Annotated in this window: 11 protein-coding genes; 6 read left to right on the forward strand and 5 right to left on the reverse strand. The window is 54.2% G+C overall.

The window, feature by feature from the left end; genetic code table 11:
* From QMZ18_RS35720 to QMZ18_RS35730, 3 genes are all read right to left on the reverse strand, one after another.
* Positions 1-4,538: FG-GAP-like repeat-containing protein (locus QMZ18_RS35720; RefSeq protein ID WP_282611232.1), on the reverse strand; the 4,538-nt coding region annotated here is incomplete at its 3' end.
* A gap of 310 nt (positions 4,539-4,848) precedes the next feature.
* Positions 4,849-5,304: a DUF736 domain-containing protein gene (locus QMZ18_RS35725; RefSeq protein WP_282611233.1), complete on the reverse strand. Its 456-nt coding sequence runs from the start codon at positions 5,302-5,304 to the stop codon at positions 4,849-4,851.
* Between the two features lie 558 nt (positions 5,305-5,862).
* Entirely contained in the window at positions 5,863-7,329 is a 1,467-nt protein-coding gene (locus tag QMZ18_RS35730) for a replicative DNA helicase (protein WP_282611234.1), read from the reverse strand.
* A 303-nt stretch (positions 7,330-7,632) separates the two neighbouring features.
* On the opposite strand from QMZ18_RS35730, the gene dnaG reads away from it, so the two are divergent.
* The 3 genes from dnaG to QMZ18_RS35745 all read left to right on the forward strand — a co-directional run bounded on the left by dnaG (position 7,633) and on the right by QMZ18_RS35745 (position 10,675).
* A complete protein-coding gene (gene dnaG / locus QMZ18_RS35735; protein WP_282611235.1) occupies positions 7,633-9,465 on the forward strand; it encodes a DNA primase in 1,833 nt (610 codons plus the stop codon).
* Positions 9,466-9,638: 173 nt separating this feature from the next.
* Positions 9,639-10,103, forward strand: coding sequence for a helix-turn-helix domain-containing protein (locus QMZ18_RS35740; RefSeq protein WP_282611236.1), 465 nt, complete (start codon positions 9,639-9,641; stop codon positions 10,101-10,103).
* Positions 10,100-10,675: a PIN domain-containing protein gene (locus tag QMZ18_RS35745; protein WP_282611237.1), complete on the forward strand. Its 576-nt coding sequence runs from the start codon at positions 10,100-10,102 to the stop codon at positions 10,673-10,675. The genes QMZ18_RS35740 and QMZ18_RS35745 overlap by 4 nt, the downstream gene beginning before the upstream one ends.
* A 607-nt stretch (positions 10,676-11,282) precedes the next feature.
* Here the strand turns inward: QMZ18_RS35745 and QMZ18_RS35750 are convergent.
* A complete protein-coding gene (locus tag QMZ18_RS35750) occupies positions 11,283-12,467 on the reverse strand; it encodes a hypothetical protein (RefSeq protein WP_282611238.1) in 1,185 nt (394 codons plus the stop codon).
* Positions 12,468-12,591: 124 nt separating this feature from the next.
* Between QMZ18_RS35750 and QMZ18_RS35755 the strand changes: the two genes are divergently transcribed.
* Positions 12,592-13,860, forward strand: a complete 1,269-nt coding sequence (locus tag QMZ18_RS35755; protein ID WP_282611239.1) for an AAA family ATPase — start codon at positions 12,592-12,594, stop codon at positions 13,858-13,860.
* An 11-nt stretch (positions 13,861-13,871) separates the two neighbouring features.
* Positions 13,872-14,906 (forward strand): ParB/RepB/Spo0J family partition protein, encoded by a 1,035-nt coding sequence (locus QMZ18_RS35760; RefSeq protein ID WP_282611240.1) that lies wholly within the window; start codon positions 13,872-13,874, stop codon positions 14,904-14,906.
* Between the two features lie 552 nt (positions 14,907-15,458).
* Here QMZ18_RS35760 and QMZ18_RS35765 read toward each other — a convergent pair.
* Positions 15,459-16,430 carry a DUF1403 family protein gene (locus QMZ18_RS35765; RefSeq protein WP_282611241.1) on the reverse strand — a complete coding sequence of 324 codons (972 nt, stop codon included), beginning with the start codon at positions 16,428-16,430 and terminating at the stop codon, positions 15,459-15,461.
* A gap of 190 nt (positions 16,431-16,620) precedes the next feature.
* On the opposite strand from QMZ18_RS35765, the gene QMZ18_RS35770 reads away from it, so the two are divergent.
* Positions 16,621-17,364, forward strand: coding sequence for a hypothetical protein (locus tag QMZ18_RS35770; RefSeq protein ID WP_282611242.1), 744 nt, complete (start codon positions 16,621-16,623; stop codon positions 17,362-17,364).
* The last annotated feature ends 39 nt before the right edge of the window (positions 17,365-17,403 follow it).

The following is a 17,403-nucleotide window of genomic DNA, read 5'->3' on the forward strand; positions in this document are numbered from 1 at the left end:
AGGTTCCCCAGGGTATCAAAGACAAAGCTCAGGTTCTGAATGGAGGTGCCGTTGTGGGTCGTCTGGATGGAATCCAGCAAGGCCGTGGCGACATCATAGGCCCGGTTGGTGACAACCCCGTTGCCCAGGGTTTCCTGGGTCACCATGCCTTCTGCGTCGACCGTGTCGGCCTGCCAGTAGACCGTGCCGCCCAGGATCTCGGAGACCGACCCCAGGAAACCATTGGCGGTATAGTTGTTCTGCACCGCAAAGCCGGAAGGATAGGTGATGGTATCCGGACGACCCTGGGCGTCATAGGTCAGTGAAGTCGTGTAGACCGTACCGGAAATGGTCGTCGTCGTGGTGTCCGGGCGTCCCAGGCTGTCGTAGCTGGCGACCTCTAGGTAACCGTTGGGGCCGGAGACCTGATGGATCTTACCGGTGCCTTTGGTGGCGCTGTCGTAGGTCCAGGTGGTGGTGCCCTCGGTCTCGATACGGCTGGTCATGCGGCCCAGGACGTCATAGGCCATAGTGACGACCTGCAGCTTGGCATCGGTCTGAGAGATCAGCTCGCCCAGCACGTTGTAGCTGTAGGACCAGGTGCCCATGTCAGGATCAACCATGCCGGTCTTACGGCCACGCTGATCGTAGGTCATGGTGGTGAGCACGCCGTTGGCGTTGGTCTGCAGCAGATTGCCGTAGGCGTCGTAGCTGTAGGTGACGGTTCCAGCCAGATTGTCCGTCGACGTCATCAGCTCGCCGATGGCGTTCTGGGTCTTGGACATATTCTGGTTGAGGGCGTTGTTGACCGTTGTCGTCAGCCCACCGTAGTCGAAGACCTGGATACCGCCGTCCGGGGCGATCACGCTCATGCGCCGGCCAAGATCGTCGTAGTGGGTCGTGGCCCACTTAATGTCGAGCGCGGCGGTGCCTGCGAAATAGGGCCGCGAGACCATGTGGGATTCGCCGCGCGGGTTGTAGCTGGTATCCACGTAGATCTTGGTCACGCCGTCGAAGGCGATGGATTCCGTGCGGTACACACGGTTCATCTTGTCGTAGTACTGGACGGAGGGCGTGTTCAGCGCCGTATTGCCGGCCGTCAGGAAGTCCTGAGAGGTGATCTTGTAAACCGCGCCATCCTGACAACCCACACCGCAGAGCTCATAGGTGATCCGGCTCTCGGTGCCGTCGGCGCGCAGTTCCTTGGTCTTGCGTCCGAAACCATCGTATTCCCAGGTGGTGGTGATGCCGTTGGGCCCGGTCAGACTGGTGACCACCCCGAAGCGGGCATCGGTGACCATGGATTCGCTATGGCTCAGCGCATTGGCGCTGGAGAGCGGGAACTGGCCGTTCGTGTCGTAGCTGGTAGTGGAAGATCTGGAGGTGACACCGGTTCCGCTGACCGTCACTGCGGTCTCATTGCCGAAGCTGTCGTAGGTATAGCTGGTGGTGACCTTGAGAGCCGCGATATCCGGCTCGATAATTTCCTTGGTCAGCAGGCCGTTGGTTGCGTTGTACTCCCAGGCAGACTTGCGGCTCTGGTTGGCCGCGCCGGGCCGAGACTTGGTCACCGTCGTGCTGGTCACCCGCCCCAGGATCCAGTTGACCTCGTCGTTGTCGTAGAGGCTGGCGGTCTGGGTCGTAAAGACCTGGCCCGCCGTCGCCCCCGTGGTCTCGTCGGTGACCGACTGGGTGATGCTCAGGGCATTGCCGAGATCATCGTAGGTCGAGGTGGTGGTGGTGCTGGAGACCAGGAAGCCGGCGACCTGATTGCTCTGCAGGTCTTGGCGCGCAATCTCATAGGCCTTGGAGGTCGAACTATCCGCATAGGGGAAGAGGACGGAAGGCTGATTCGTCGAAGAGCCATCGAAGATCAGCTTGCTGGCGTAGGTACTGGATACCTCCTTGACCAGATCGACCACCAGGCCGTTGTCCAGGCGCGTGACGCTGCTGTCCACCTGACCGGTAAAGGGATAGGTCTGGTTATAGGTCGTTGTGGTTAGAATCCCGGTCTGCGCGTCCCGCGCCGTCACTGTGCGGAAACCCAGGAAGCCACGGCCCTGCGTGTTCACCTTGGCGCCCGCGTAGCTGTAGTTGATGACCGCCTGGCCCTCGACGCCACCGGGCGGGGCGGTCTGACCGTCGTCCTGGCTCACCGAAGCAACAACGTACATCGGGGCCTGGATGTCAGATTCAGGGAAGGTCGCACCGCTGCCCTTGGTATAGACGCTGTCGTCCGTCAAAGGCTTGTAGGTGATCGACGCAACACGGCCCAGACCGTCCTCGGCGGAGACCATCAGGTCGGTTGTGCCAAGCGCATTCACCCAAGTGTTGATAGTGTAGACGCCGGATGCGCTGCGGGTCGCCCGGATCCAATCCACCAGACCGTCGCCGTCAACATCCCCAAGTTGGGACTGATAGACGTTCCGTTTCTTATCATACAATACGCTTGGAGGTTCAAAGTTCGGATCCAACTTCCAGCCGGACCCGGTATTGAGATAAGCGATCTTGGCGACGCCCCCCGCCGCTGAGCGAAAGGACACCACGAAGTCGGGGAGGCCATCACTGTTCAAGTCGGCGAACTGTGCGTCCGTTCGTTTGTAAAACCCGTTCTCAAGAACCGACGGCAGGTTGTAGGCAGCGCTGTACTCCCACCCCTTACCTGTGCTCAACCAGGTGTGCAGATAATAGGTTCCAGAGCTGTAGCGATAAGCCTGCGTAAAATCCTGAAGGCCATCGCCGTTAACATCGATGAACTGGCCAGTCCTCAGAGCTGGTGAGAGGTGGTAATAGACGGTCGGCAAATTGTATGCGGTGTCCAGCTGCCAGCCAGAGCCCGTGTTAAGCCAAGTCGCGATCTGGTTGGCGCCATTGTGGCGAAATGCCTTCACCCAATCCGGGAGGCCATCGCCATTAACATCAACAAACTCACCATAGCGCGCCCCCGGATACAGACTGGAGGAAATGACACCAGGGAGGTTATAAGCAGGCGTGTATTGCCAGCCTGAGCCGGTGTTCAAGTAGGTGGACTGGGTATTGGCACCATTATACCTGAAGGCTTGTACCCAATCCACCAGACCGTCGCCATTAACGTCGACAAAATCGCCATGCCTGACTTTGGCGGTGTAATTTTCAATCGGGTTCGGCAGGTTATAAGCGGGTGTGTAGACCCAGCCGGAGCCGGTGTTAAGATAAGTGAGCTTATAATTGACGCCATTGGTGCGATGCGCCCGGACCCAATCCTTCAGACCGTCGCCGTTGACATCGACCAGCTCCCCCCAGACTTCATTTCTGCCGTTCTTAAATTCGCGAATGATACCCGAACTCGGAAGATTATAACCGGGTTCGGTCGCCCAACCGGTTGTGGTACTGACTCGCGTACTCGTGACAACCGCCCCGTTATTTCTGCGCGTTCCGACAACCATATCTATCTGACCATCGCCATTGACATCACTCAAATTGCCGTAGACGACGTTCGAATATAGATCAGAAAAAACGTAGGGTGCCGCGCGTGACGGTTGACTACTCCACACATAGCCAGTCGGATTGCCATTATAGGTAAAGCTGTGCGGTTCCAGACAGTTGCCGTTGGCGTCGCATTCCGTCAGCGACGTCAGGCGCGAGCGGCCGGTCGCCAAGCCGTACTCATAGGCCATGTCGTAGCGCTTCACGAGCGTATCGACCGCGCCGAAGGTCGCATAGGTTTCAATCGCTTTCAGGCGCTCCAGGGTCTGAGTCTTGGCCCCGGCCATGAAGTGCACACGGGTATCGGTCCTAGGCTCGTAAACAAAGCGCACTGATGCCGTCGGCAAGGTTCCCGCCACCGTGTTGCCCGCATAGTTGATGCGCGTGATCTTGTGGGTGTTCTCCGTCGTGCTCGTCGCTGTCGTGTCTTCCGCATAGACCAGGTCTAGATAGTTCCCGACCCGGTCCTCGATCCGGTTCACCGACCAGTAGCGTACGTCGCTCTGACCCGGCACCTCGACAGCGGAGTCCGCGGTATCGCCATAGGTCATGATCTGGCCCGACTTGGTCCAGACCTTGAAGTGCGCCGGCCCGTTGCCGGCCGTGCCGTAGGAGACGATCTTGGAGAAGGACGCCAGCTCAGTGCTGTAGACAGTGCCATCCGCGCCGTAGGTGCCATCAGTCGCGACCAGCCGCTGGCCATCCAGGCAGAAGCGGTCGTTGGCGCTGTAGTCCACGCCGCTGATGACATCATCCTGCGCCGTGGTCTTGCCGCAGCGGTGGATCACCGAGAGACCGCCCAGGGACCAGCCCACTCCCAGAATTCCGTTATCGCCCCGGCTGCCGTAAATCAGCGACAGGCTCGGCGCCATACCCGCCACCCCAGGCGGCACCGAAAGAGGAATGGAGTAGTTGGCCGAACCGCTCTCATCTACTGCAATGGCGCCGGGGGTCACGCCCGCGACCGTCGTCTGTGCCGAAGCGGACGCGCCGCCGATCAGCAGCGAGGCTGCGGCGACCGCTGAAAACAGCAAACCCCTCTGCCCCGCAGCAGACTTAGATCCAAACGACAGTAGACGAGATACCGAACTCATCGGCCATTCCCCCAAAAGAAAACCACGCACACAAACAAAACCGGAGCCTGAAAAAGGCTTCAGGTCACAAAAAAGCCGGCTCCCAAAGGAACCGGCACCGCCGAACGAGCCAGACACGCCGCATTTTCGCACCCGCCGCAGAGATCTCTGCCGTTAGGTCGCAAGAGAGCATCCCGCAAAGATTGCGAAACAAAAGCGTAACCCATTACGCTCCTTTATCTTTTTGACGATTACGCCGACTCGATTTTACAGCCCTAGGTTAGGACACATAAAAGTCACCAGCAAGATGCAATAGCCACCAGAAGGATAATTATCTGTGGATAAAACAACTAAATGGCAATAAATCAACAACTTGCTTTGGTTGTAGAATAGCGAAAATCGTCCTCTCTAGGATCTCACTCAGAAGGGGAAGGGGTCGCCCTGCCTGTGGGCAGCCTCGCGACGTCAGTCGCCGGCATTCCAGATGATGGCCGAAGGTGTCGGGATCATCCTGCCCAGCAGCCTGGCCTAGGTTGGCGTAGAGTTTGCGGGGGCCGAACTCGGGAGCTGAGAGCTGCAGAGAGACATAGTCGTTGCCGCTGTGCTTTGAGACCCGGTTCCAGGCGGCGCCGACCTCAACGCCGTCCACCAGAACGATGTAATCAGGCTGTTTATCGTTGGTCTTGCTAGTGTTGACGATGAACTCGATCGGAGCCTTGATGCTGAGTGTCTTCAGGTTTCCTTTGAAGCCTTTGTCGTTGCGTGAAACGTATCCGATAGCTGGCATTGGTCTGTCCTTTCGTTGGTTCAAAGGGCCGTTCCCTTCGATGCCGATCGAAAAGGGCCAGACCCGGACATGTTGAACCCGATAGGGGCGGACGCAGGGAGCACCCCAGCGGCACGGTTTCTTGCTTCGCGATGCAAAGCCCGCCGGGCAGCGGAATAAAGCGGGACAGAGGGGTATCGACGGGACCAGGACAGGACCAGATTCGGCCCTTAAGGAAGAAGGGATTGCCCGCGAACCAGGCGCCGAGGGAACAGACCAATGTCAGCATCGGGACTCTTCACAGCTGCCCGAAAGACTCCAAGGACCTGGCGACCCTCTTCATCGTGGCATCGATCTCGGCAATCAGGGAAAGGATTTTAGGAGTAATCAGAAGGTTGTCAGATTTAAGGGTCATACCCGTATATGCACCCATAAATATCCATAAATTCAAGTTTTACGACTAGATACCTGAAACGTTATCCAGAAATACCCAAAAACACGGAGTTGATGGATACAAACGTGAAACAAAAACAACAAAATCTACGTTACCCTTTGGACAACACTCTGCTTCCAAAATGGTCAACCATCCATCAGATCACGCGCCAAATCAGAAAAGCTGGTAATCTCGCTTTCAAAGAAAACCTCTTCCGTCCCAGTGGCGCCATGACGTTGCTTGCCAATGATAACCTCAGCCTTGCCACGCAACTGATCCAACTTATCAAGCCATTCGTTGTAGTCTGCAGAGCCTGAGTCAGGCTTGTTGGCTTGGTGATGATACTCTTCGCGATACACAAAGAGCACCATATCTGCGTCTTGTTCGATCGATCCGGACTCTCTCAGGTCCGCCAACCGGGGACGTTTGTTCTCCCGGTGCGACGGCGCCCGGCTGAGCTGCGACAACCCGATGACCGGAACATGAAGATCCTTGGCGAGCAGCTTGAGGCCTCTCGTGATCTCGGAGACTTCTTGTGTTCGCGTCTCGCTCTGCCGGCGATTAGTACCTTCCAAGAGCTGGAGATAATCCACGACGATTAGTCCAACGTCATTCTTACGAATGAGCCGGCGGGCGCGCGCGCGTAAGCCAGAGATCGTCATGGATGCCGTGTCGTCGATGTAAAGCGGCAGTTTCGCGTTCTCTTCCGCGGCACGAGCGACACGGAGGGTTTCCTGCGCAGAGATCTGACCGTTGCGCAGCTTCTCAAGGTTCACCTTTGCGCCCGAGGAGAGGATCCTCTTCGCGAGTTCATTCGAGGACATCTCGAGAGAAAAGAACGCAACAGAAGCACCGCCGTTTTCGGTCGGATCAGCGCCATCCGCCAAATCCCGCATATAGCGTTGCGCAGCCCGGGTCGCAATATCGACGGCGAGCGAGGTCTTACCCATCGATGTGCTGCCGGCAATGATCACCAACTCACCAGGATGGAAGCCACCTGTTGCTTTATTCAAAGCCGTGAGGCCGGTCGTGATGCCGGTGAGATGAGATCCTGACTGACGAGCCCGCTCGATATCCTCAACGGCGACCTCAGCAGCTTGCAGAAAACTAACGACGTCATTCTGGCCATGATCGGCGAGCTTGTAGAGCTCGGCTTCGAACTGCTCGAGCTGATCGCGGCCGGAAACTTCGATCTCGGGTTTACAAACCTCCTGCGTCATATCGCGGCCAACCCGGAAGAGATCTCGCTTGATCGCAAGGTCTTCGATTTCACGTCCATAGTCCGCAACGGAGATAACCGAAACGGCTTCGCCTGCAAGCTGGATCAGATAGGTTGCACCACTAACATCCTTAAGGGCCTCATCATCATCGAAGTAGGGTTTGAGCGTGATGGGTGAGGCTTCTTGACCATGGTCAATACGGTGCCTAATTGCGTCATAAATGCGCCCATGCACGGGCAAGGCAAAGTGCTCGGGATTGAGAAAAGACGCGACGTCTTCATAGGCCTGATTGTCGAACAGTAAGGCACCAAGAAGTGCCTGCTCGGCTTCGGTGTTCTTCGGTAGACCCGACAGCAAAGCATCGAAGTCATCATCGACTTCTTTCGGTTGCATCAAGAGGCCCCTTCCCTTTCGCGTGAGCGGTTGTCAGCTGTCATTGTCAAACGCCTAGACCCTATCTCAACTCGCACCACAAACTTACAACATCCTCACTGCCCAGGCCGTGATATCTTACGGGCGATGTCATGCTAGCAAACGAAGGCTATCACTCATCGCCGATTCGGTCGATTCAGTGCCAACAAAAAATCTGTTGCGATTTTGTATTTCACACACAAAGCAGACTCTCACCAGCCCTTTGCCATTTCACCCCTCTAGCCCTACCTTGAGAACATAACTGATGAGCCGGATTCTTTACGCGTGACGATTCCTCAATACATCCTGGATGACATTCGCAATCGAGTGAATCTGGCAGGCTATATCGGCCGCTACGTCAAACTCGCCAAGCGCGGGCACGAACATTCGGGCCTCTGCCCTTTTCACAATGAAAAGACCCCATCTTTCACTGTGAGCGAACCGAAGGGTTTCTATCATTGCTTCGGTTGTGGCGCGCACGGCGACATCATCGCTTTCGCAATGAACCATCAAAAACTCGCATTTCCGGAAGCAGTGGAGCAGCTCGCTCAGGAAGCGGGCGTTGAAATACCGAAGCCGACCCCAGAAGATCAGCAGCGCGAAGACACAAATGCCAGACTCGTGGCAGCAAACGCCACTGCGGCTCGTTGGTTTACCAGCCAGTTGGAAAGCGATTCCGGAAAAGCTGCCCGCGATTATCTAGCCAAACGCGGAATTACATCTGAGACCACCCAACGTTTCGGCCTGGGTTACGCTCCCACAGACCGCGATCAGTTGACCAACTATCTACAGCAGGAGGGCTTCACCCAAGAAGAACTGATTGCGTCTGGTCTCTGCGGTGAAGCGGACGCTGGCGAACCCGCGCTCTATGATCGTTTTCGCGATCGCTTGATGTTTCCAATCCGCGACCGGCGCGGACGGCCGAGCGCTTTCGGCGGTAGAGCACTTGGCGAGGCCAAGGCCAAGTATCTCAATTCAAGCGAAACGCCAATCTTCAAAAAGGGCGCGACTCTCTACAACCTCGATCAAGCTCAGAAGACCGGCCGTCAGCACGAAGAAGTCATCGCGGTCGAAGGCTACATGGACGTGATTGCCCTCACCCAGGCCGGTTTTGATCAAGTCGTAGCACCCCTTGGAACAGCTCTGACGGAAACTCAAATTGCGATGCTCTGGCAGATCGCACCTGAGCCAATCCTCTGCTTCGATGGCGACACTGCGGGGCGGCGGGCAGCGACGAGAGCGGTGCAACGCGCCCTACCCGGCTTGTACGCTGGCCATTCCCTGAAGATTGCAACACTTCCTCCCGACCATGACCCCGATAGCTTGGTACAAAGCCAAGGCAATGAAGCCTTGCGCTCGCTGATCGAGTCTGCTCAGCCTCTCACCGACTGGTTATGGCAAGCCTTGGTGGAACCGTCGGATTACTCTACGCCTGAGCGCGCCGCTGATTTCCGGAGGGCCGTCAACGACCAGATCCAAGAGATCCGGGATCCTGGCGTCCGTAGCCTATATCAACGGGACTACAATGGTCGCCTCGCCAAAATTTTTGAAATGCAATTTCCGTCGCGTAGCGGTCCGACGAGTAACCGGCCGAGACGAAACGGCAAACACGGCAAAAAGCCTACAGTCGGACCTTCTCCCCAAGGTCCCGTTTCCTCGGCGGCGCCGACATTGGAACGATTGGTTCTCCTCGTGCTCGTGAACCACCCTGCCCTGCTCACCACTTGTCATGAAGCTCTCGCCGCAATCACCTTTCCCGGAAAGGAAGCCAAAGAACTCCAATCAGCCCTTCTGGAAACTGCTTCCGCTGAGGAAGCTATGCAGTCCGAAACCCTGGCGAACGAAGTTGAACGCCGCGGTCTTGCTTCCTTTGTGGAACGATTGAAATCCGATCGTTTGCTCAAGGTCCATAGCTTTGCCGAAGAGGCCAAAGAAACTGAGATTGCGGGTCATGGTATTCAGCATTTGTTCGATCGTCTTAGAACACTGCGCTCGCTTAGTGATGATCTTGAGGAAGCAAAGCAGTTGCTCGCCAGTCACCCAACGGATGAAAACTGGCGCCGGTTTCGAGCACTTACAGAAGAACTGCGTCGTGTGAGCGCATTGCCAGCTGGGTAGAGTTATCCCCTTTTCACCCTGCCCCATCGCAGTTTTTGCGGGCCACATGTAGACGGATTATCAAAAATTTAATCTGCTTCGATTAATTCGTATAATTCGTTTATTGCGTTTAGAGATACAGCTACATATATTGAATATTGTTAGATATCTCTGCGGATTTTTGGAGTTTAAGCATGTCAGCCCTTTTACAGGATGTTTTCTCGGAGCGTATGCCGACCGCGATCGAGACTGAAAGCGCCGGCCAGCTCCTCTCGATCATGTCTGGTTTGATCAAAGACGATGAACCCGCAAGACTTAAACTCGCATTGGGTCAGAACAAGCCTGCGGAAGTCGTTCTGTCGCCGGCGATCGCCAGTACGTTTGTTGAAATTCTAAGGTTGATCTCAAGCGGCAAAGGTTTCCGGCTTTTGCCAGTGGATGCCGAACTAACGACACAGGAAGCGGCCGACCTTTTGAATGTATCCCGGCCCTTCTTGATCAAGCTTCTTGAAAGCGGAAAGATCCCCTTCACGAAGACGGGCCGGCATCGCAGGATCAAAGCTGAAAATCTCTTCACTTACAAAGCCAAGAGAGATGGAGATCGCGATGATGCGCTTTCCGATATGGCTCGTTATGACGCTGAGAATGCATTTCTTTGACCGACAGAGCGGATCGTTTCACTGTCGTTCTCGACGCAAACGTCATTGCAGGCGCTTTAACCCGGAATATTTTACTCAGTCTCGCCGAGGCTGGTCTCTATCGACCTCGGTGGTCCGCACAGATTCTCGATGAATTTGAGCGATATTTCATAAAACGCTATGACGATGCGGAAGGTGCAATTCGTCAACGAGCGAACATGGAAAACGCCTTTCCAGAAGCTCTGGTTACGGACTACGAACAACTGATTGACGCACTCACGCTTCCGGATCCCCATGACCGGCACGTACTTGCTGCGGCCATACAAACCCGGGCAGCCCTAATCGTCACTGACAACCTCAGAGATTTTCCTTCAGACGACCTCGCAAAATTCGAGATTGAGGCTATCGGCTTGGACCATTTTCTGGCAGATGCCCTTGACCTAGCCGGCATTGAGGCGATTGCGGCGCTACGCAAGATGCGGGAGCGATTTAACGTGCCAGAGATTGATGCTGATGTATTGCTTTCGAAGATTGAGCAGCTCAAGTTGCTGGAAACGGCGGCTATCTTATACCGCTATCGGGAGCTGCTTTAGGTTCTTTCCTCATGGAAGTAGAACCGCCGACGGCCGTCCATAAAAATAGGTTGAAATAAAAATAAGGTTCGAACTCGATGATGACTCTTTTAATGACTAAATGAGGACTACCCAATTTCCCTATTGGAAAATTATATAATAAAAACAACAGATTGCAGGTCATTTCGGAAATGACTGGGTGCTATAGGTACAGCGTTAGGTGTTATCGAGTCATAGATAGGTGTCATTTGTACCTAGTTGAGGGGTGAATCGTACAAAACCCAGTGTCCTTCGTACCAATCTCAGTGTTGTGAGTACCGGATTGGACGAAAGAAGTTCGGTGTTAAATGTACAAAGCATATTGCGAATAAAGAAGTTCTTGGGTGTCGATCGTACATTGTGGCTCTGTTTCACTCTCAGATTAATTCGATTGCAGAAGATTTTCTTTTGATGTCAAGCCGGTATTACGGCATAAGCCTTTGTAAAGATGATGAAAATTGTTTGGTGTTAAAGATACAGCGGAAAAATTGGACGGTTATTGAGATCGCTGTACTAACGGCATGAAACACGGAATGAATCCGATTCGGTGTCAATGGTACAGAACTACCCTCAATCGCAATCTGGAGATTTAAGCGACGTCTTTGCCGTCTATACGTTTGTGAGACGATGATCTCTGAATGCAGAGTTTCTGTGGCACTCGTCGGCCAGTGCCGACGATTTCATAGTCGCTTAGCCAACCAGCTTCGCCAAGCTTCTCCATGGTGGCTCGGAGTTTACGCATGAAACTCTTGTACTCGTCCATATAGCCAATCGTATGCATCAGCTTTCGAGCGTCTATCTCGTACTTAGGCCCTTGGCTGGAGAGAAAACGATGAATCGCCTTCCCTGTGTCCGATAGCTGTCTGCGGACTTGCAGATCAATAAACGTGTATTCGTTTTCTAACCACTTGGCCATTATGGGTGGGAATTGGGCGAGAAAAACGGCGTCTTCTTCGTAAGTTTGCCACGCTACTTCAATGAGAGAAAGCGAGGTCCCTTTGACACCTCTATTGCGATCGATATTACGCTCAATCTGTATCTTTGTGTTACTGAGACGTTTAACAGATTCTATGCGCAGCTGATTATTGCGACCGCCTTGTGAGCATTCGCAAAGTTCCTGTATGTCAGCAAGTGTGCAGTGTACGACATGCACAGCGACGTCGGTAGCCCCTACCCGGCTATGGATGTCTGCGATCGGAATTGGAAGTTGAGCGGGTGCACCAATCAATTGATTTTGCCGTAGAAGCGTTAACGCGATCAACGTGTCTTCATCATAAACGGTCAACGGTGGGCCGTATTTCTTGCCGCGCGCCCATGATGTCGAGAATGGTATTGCATTCTCTGTATCCATGAGGCTGCGTTGCGTTGTTCTCTTACCTGGGACAAAGATAGGTATCCTTGTCAGGATCGTCGGGAACTCCTGCGAAGGACTAAGAGGGCTCGCTGAAAACCGCCCTTCTCGTTCTGCTTCGAAAAGAGCTAACTGTGCTTCTTCGACTGATTGAGAGCTGGGGCGGTTCCGCCGGTGACGTGCGAGAGTTATTGGCGCTACATTCTTGACGTTAGAACTCGTGGTGGGTCGTGAGTCTGTTTTTTCGGCAACGTCGGTTTTGGGCTGTGCCGCTACTTCTTGCTCAAGATCAGCGATTATTGTCCCAAAGGCAGAGGCTTGTGTAGATTCCATCCTAGCACGACGATTCGTGGGAGAGGCGGTAACCTTATTGTCGGCGCCCGGTGTATACCCAGTCGGCCGGTATTTGGTGTGTTTGGCCATCGAATCGTGCCTTGTTGCCACGAGATATAGTGGTCTTGGTCAAGAGTTATAGTAAACGCTATCACGTTGCAACATCAAAACAAATCAGGCATTGTTGGCCACAACAGCGTAAATGCGACCATTTGTGGCCAACTATAGCGACACCTTTCGTGAATCGCGACTCCAGAAAGAAATTCAGTCTGATATGCGACAGAAAGAAATAGGAGCAGAAATCGATTCTCCGTCACTCGCGGAAGTCAAAGCGTTGAGCAATCGAGCGTCGACGATTATTGAAGGGCTTCGGGAGCAAGTGTTTACGCCTGATCGAACAAAGCGATTGGACATAAGCTTTGCGCCAGGAAAAGCTGCCGAAATGGTCGGTCGGTCTTTAGAGTCTATTCGAAAAGCGGAAAACGCGGGAAAACTACCAGAGCAGGATAAAGATGAGCGCGGACGGCGATTAGGATACTCGCTAGAACAAGTAAACCTCATGCGCGATGTTTTTGGTACCAGGCCAGGTCGATCGGCCGAAGACACCCCAATCATCATTTCTGTGCAGAACTTTAAAGGCGGTGTTGGAAAGTCGACCGTTGTGACGCACTTAAGCCAGCACTTAGCGTTGAAAGGCTATCGCACACTTGTCATTGACTGCGACAGTCAAGCATCTACAACTACGATGTTTGGATTAAACCCTGATCTTGAAGTCGGAGATGACGAAACGCTCCAGAATTTTTTGGAGCCAGGTGGAGAGAACAACCTGCGTTATGCAGTCCGCCGAACGTACTGGGATGGAATCGACCTAATTCCATCGAACCTTGGGTTTTATGACACTGAGTACACTATTGCGGCCAAAGCCTTCCGCGAAGACTTCATGATGATGGATAGATTGAGAATCGGCGTTGAAGACATCGCTCAGGACTATGATGTTGTGCTATTGGATCCACCTCCTGCCCTTGGAATGATTAGCTTGAGCGCATTGCGAGCAGCAAACGCGCTGATCATTCCTACTCCACCAAGCACTGTTGACTTCTGTAGTACGGCCCATTTTCTGGAAATGTTGAGCGATGTCCTGACCATGTTTAACAAGGCAGGTTTGCGGAGGGAATATCAGTTCATTCGGGTTCTTGCGACTCGGACCAGCGAGCAGCATAGGGCTGATTCTCAGATTTTGACCATGATGAGCGCGGTCTTCGGAGCTCAGATGATTGAACCAAGATTGAAATCTAGCACCGAAATAAGGAATGCTGCGGCAAGAATGATGTCGGTTTACGAACTCGCAGCACCGATCACATCTAGGGAAGTCAATATGCGGTGCCGTGCATCGCTTGATCAGGTTAACGAAGCAGTGGAGCTTTTGGTGCGTAAGACATGGCATAGCCACCAAGCAGATCTGCGACGCGCAGGCTATCTATAAGGAAACGCTTCATGGCCAAAACAAAGTCTACGGACGATATGATCAATGCTGCGATCCAAGGTCTGGATACACGTCCTGAAAGACCGAAAAAGATCGAGCGCACCGCGCGACCAGAGCAAACACCGAGGCTTTTTCAGAGAGGGCACCATCTAAATGACCTAGTCTCAGGAGACTTGGTGGAAAAGACTGTCAGGATGGTTGATCCCGTAATTTGCAAGATGTGGCCGCACCATAATCGTCGATATGCCGAGTTGAACGAAACCAACTGCGCGGATTTGATTGATGGCATCAAGGCGGAAGAGGGGCAGCAGTTTGCGGCAATTGTGCGCGAACTCACAAACGACCCAGATTACAAGTATGAAGTGGTTTGCGGCGCGAGACGCCATTGGACGATCAGCTATCTTCGGGCCAATAACTACCCGAACTATAAGTTCATGGTTGAGATCCGCAGTCTGACTGATGAAGAGGCGTTCCGACTCAGTGACGTCGAAAACCGAGACCGCCTGGACATTAGCGATTATGAACGCGCGTTGGATTATCTCGGGGCCTTAGATCGGTTCTATGGCGGCAAGCAAAAAAACATGGCACAGCGGCTGAGTGTTTCCGAGGGCTGGCTATCAAAGTACCTCGATCTTGCTAGATTGCCGAAGGAGATCGTTGGTGCCTATGCCAGTCACGTTGATTTTAAGACAAGACACGCTGTGGCCCTTAAACCGTTGTTGCGGACAAAGGACCAGGAGAGAAGGGTTCTCGCGGTTGCGGGGAAACTTGCGCAGGAGCAAGAAGAGCTTCGAAAGGCGGGACGTAGTCTGATTGATGGCGTGTCGGTTATTGCGCGACTAAAAGCTGGTGCGGCACAGCACACTAAGAAAGCGCCGCCTCAGACAGTTGACGAGTACAGGACGGATGACGGCAGCGTATTCCTAAAAGTGAAGCGGGGAGGGGGCAGCACTGTTTCTATGGAGTTGAGACCGAAAGCCGGCGCTACAAAAAAGGAGTTTTTGCAGGCGTGCGGCACGGCATTTGACGCAATCGGCGCGAAATAAATTTCCCATGGGAAATTTCGGCATATCACATTGTTAATTAACAAGAATATGTTTCTTGAGCTCGAATTTTTCGCGCATTTCGGTTCGCCGGATCCTTGGATGTATGAAAACCAACGTCTCTGCCGAGAATTGATGTGCGAGCAAGCGTACCGTTAACACCGAACTGTTGAGTTGCGGTCAAAACTCATCAAGACTAACGATAGCCATTGTTCACATTTAGGGTCACGAATTGCGTGTTGTCAGGCAAAAGTATTGCTTGAGGGCGAAGTCACAATTTGAAGGCGATGATCTAGAGGCCAACAAAGGTGTGAGTTCGGGCCTAGTTGAGGCGGGTCGACTCTGAAACAAGTTGAAATTTGAGTTCGTATAGAGCCATTTGAAGGGGTGATAACGGTGCTTTATCGATTGAACTAAGATGGCGTTAGCCAGTTCGCGAATATCGCCAAAGTCGACTTCTCAGCACATATCTGTACCATTGACACCAAGCGTCTCTTTTCAAGTCTGCTAGAGGTTCATCGTGTTCCAGGAACGGGTTAAACCTTCTTCTGTGATTCAAGCGATAGCGTAAGCCCGAAAACGCGAGCGCCCTGTCAGCTCCCGCACGACGCCAGTGCTGACGAGATCCTCAATGAGTGTGCCGGCAGCTTGTTGGCTCATATCCAGCTTCCTGGCCACCATCGGCGCGGAGACTAAGGGCTCTTCCAGAATGAGCTCTGCGAGGGCCGGTAGGCGCGACGATTTCCTGCGGCCCTCAAGACGCCGGGCCAATTGGGTTTGGGCCAGGCTAAGCTCCTGGAGGCGCTTGAGGCCATCCTGGGCCGCTCGGGTGACGGCCCGGCAGAAGACCTTGATCCAGCTCTCCAAGGGAACAACGGGTCTATCGAACCATCTAAGGGCCTTCAAACCAACGCAGAGGCAGAGCGCCTGACCATCGATCTTTTGACGCCGCCAGAGCAGGGGCGGGGCGAGCAGGCGGCCGATCGTTTCATTGCGCTGCTGGAAGGGTTGGATATGGTTCCAGGCATGCAGAGCGACCGCCGTGGCCGGCAGGGCAGGGAAGGCATCAAAGGCGGGTAAGATGTAGAGCCAGTCTTCCAGGCGCGTCTCAGCAAGCCAATCGGGATCCTGCATCAGCAGATCCATGGTGTCTTCCCGGGCGGCTTCGTCGACCTGGTCGCGGGTTTCCTGAAGGGAGATGAGCCCGTCGAGTTTCAATGCATCTAAAGGCTCTTGCCGACCAAGACGACGTCGCAGGAGTAGGATCGATCGGGCTTGAAAGAGTTCATGACTGGGAGCACGCGCATTGGTGTTGGCGTCATCGAGCACTAGGTCTTCCAGGGGGACGAGATCTCCTTCGAGCCAGAGGGCTGCCGCGGCCTCCTCGAAGTCGGCTCTGCGCAACCAAGCGGTTTTGAGCGCACTTGATGCTAAGGCTTGATCCAGGCGCGCAAGCGCTTCTTCGGCTTCTTCCCAAGCCCCAACGAATTTGTCCCAGGGAAGGTTGGTTGGAATCGCATAACTCATTGACACACTTCACGTGATCTTCTTTAAAACAAGTTAACTCACCATTAACTTTCAGTACAGAGGGCTTTTCAAGTTGATGTCTATCACTTACGATAATTAACCCTTATCGTAAGTGATGGAATCCTCTACAATACCGCCTGCGGCGGGCGCCACTTTGGGGGCCGAGCACTAAGGCGAGGGCAGGGACTCCATGGCCACAGACGAAGACGCGGAGAGAAGCACCGAGACAAACCAGGACCCGAGCGATCGCCTGGGTGCGCTGATATCCGTGGTGTCCTTCGAGCGGCAGGATCTGGTCACTGATCTGCTCACCGAAGCGGATCTCAACACCCTGAAGCATCTGGCACGCAAGGGGACACCGGAAAACTCGCTGCGAGCGCTAACCTCGGACCTCGCCTATCTGGAAGCCTGGTGCCTGGCGGCAACCGATCAGGCTCTATCTTGGCCGGCACCGGAATCACTCACTCTGAAATATGTGGCGCATCATCTCTACGATGCAGCTGAGCGCGCGCGGAATCCGGATCACGGGATGCCGGAGAATGTTGAATTGGAACTGCGCACGCGGGGCCTTCTGCGGACCGAGGGGCCGCAGGCGCGCCGGAAGCTATCAAGTTGGGCGACTCTGCACCGGATTCGGGGAGAGAAGGGGCCATTTGAGTCCCCGAGCTTACGTGAAGCCGTTAAGCGCGCGGCAAAAGCTGCCGATCGGCCGCGGGAACGAAACAGCCGCCGAGCGATCACCCGGAGTGTTCTGGAAGATCTCTTGGACACCTGTAGGGACGGCAGTCCTGCTTCACTGCGCGACCGCGCTTTGCTGTTGGTGGCTTTTGGGTCAGGCGGCCGCCGGCGGAGTGAACTCGCTTCGCTCAAGGTCAAGCAACTGATCGAAGAAGAGCCCGTGCCGGGGTTATTGGGTTTTGGCTGCAAAAAGTGACGCTAAGGAAATAGGGTCTTTTCAATGGGTTACGCCAGG

The organism is Pelagibius sp. Alg239-R121 (assembly GCF_947331435.1).
Classification (GTDB): domain Bacteria; phylum Pseudomonadota; class Alphaproteobacteria; order Kiloniellales; family Kiloniellaceae; genus Denitrobaculum.

Excerpts from the sequence above, each read along its gene's own strand:
- QMZ18_RS35725 (WP_282611233.1), bottom strand. The coding sequence starts at position 5,304 with ATGCCAGCTATCGGATACGTTTCACGCAACGACAAAGGCTTCAAAGGA.
- QMZ18_RS35730 (WP_282611234.1), bottom strand. The coding sequence starts at position 7,329 with ATGCAACCGAAAGAAGTCGATGATGACTTCGATGCTTTGCTGTCGGGT.
- QMZ18_RS35740 (WP_282611236.1), top strand. The coding sequence starts at position 9,639 with ATGTCAGCCCTTTTACAGGATGTTTTCTCGGAGCGTATGCCGACCGCG.
- QMZ18_RS35750 (WP_282611238.1), bottom strand. The coding sequence starts at position 12,467 with ATGGCCAAACACACCAAATACCGGCCGACTGGGTATACACCGGGCGCC.
- QMZ18_RS35760 (WP_282611240.1), top strand. The coding sequence starts at position 13,872 with ATGGCCAAAACAAAGTCTACGGACGATATGATCAATGCTGCGATCCAA.
- QMZ18_RS35765 (WP_282611241.1), bottom strand. The coding sequence starts at position 16,430 with ATGAGTTATGCGATTCCAACCAACCTTCCCTGGGACAAATTCGTTGGG.
- QMZ18_RS35770 (WP_282611242.1), top strand. The coding sequence starts at position 16,621 with ATGGCCACAGACGAAGACGCGGAGAGAAGCACCGAGACAAACCAGGAC.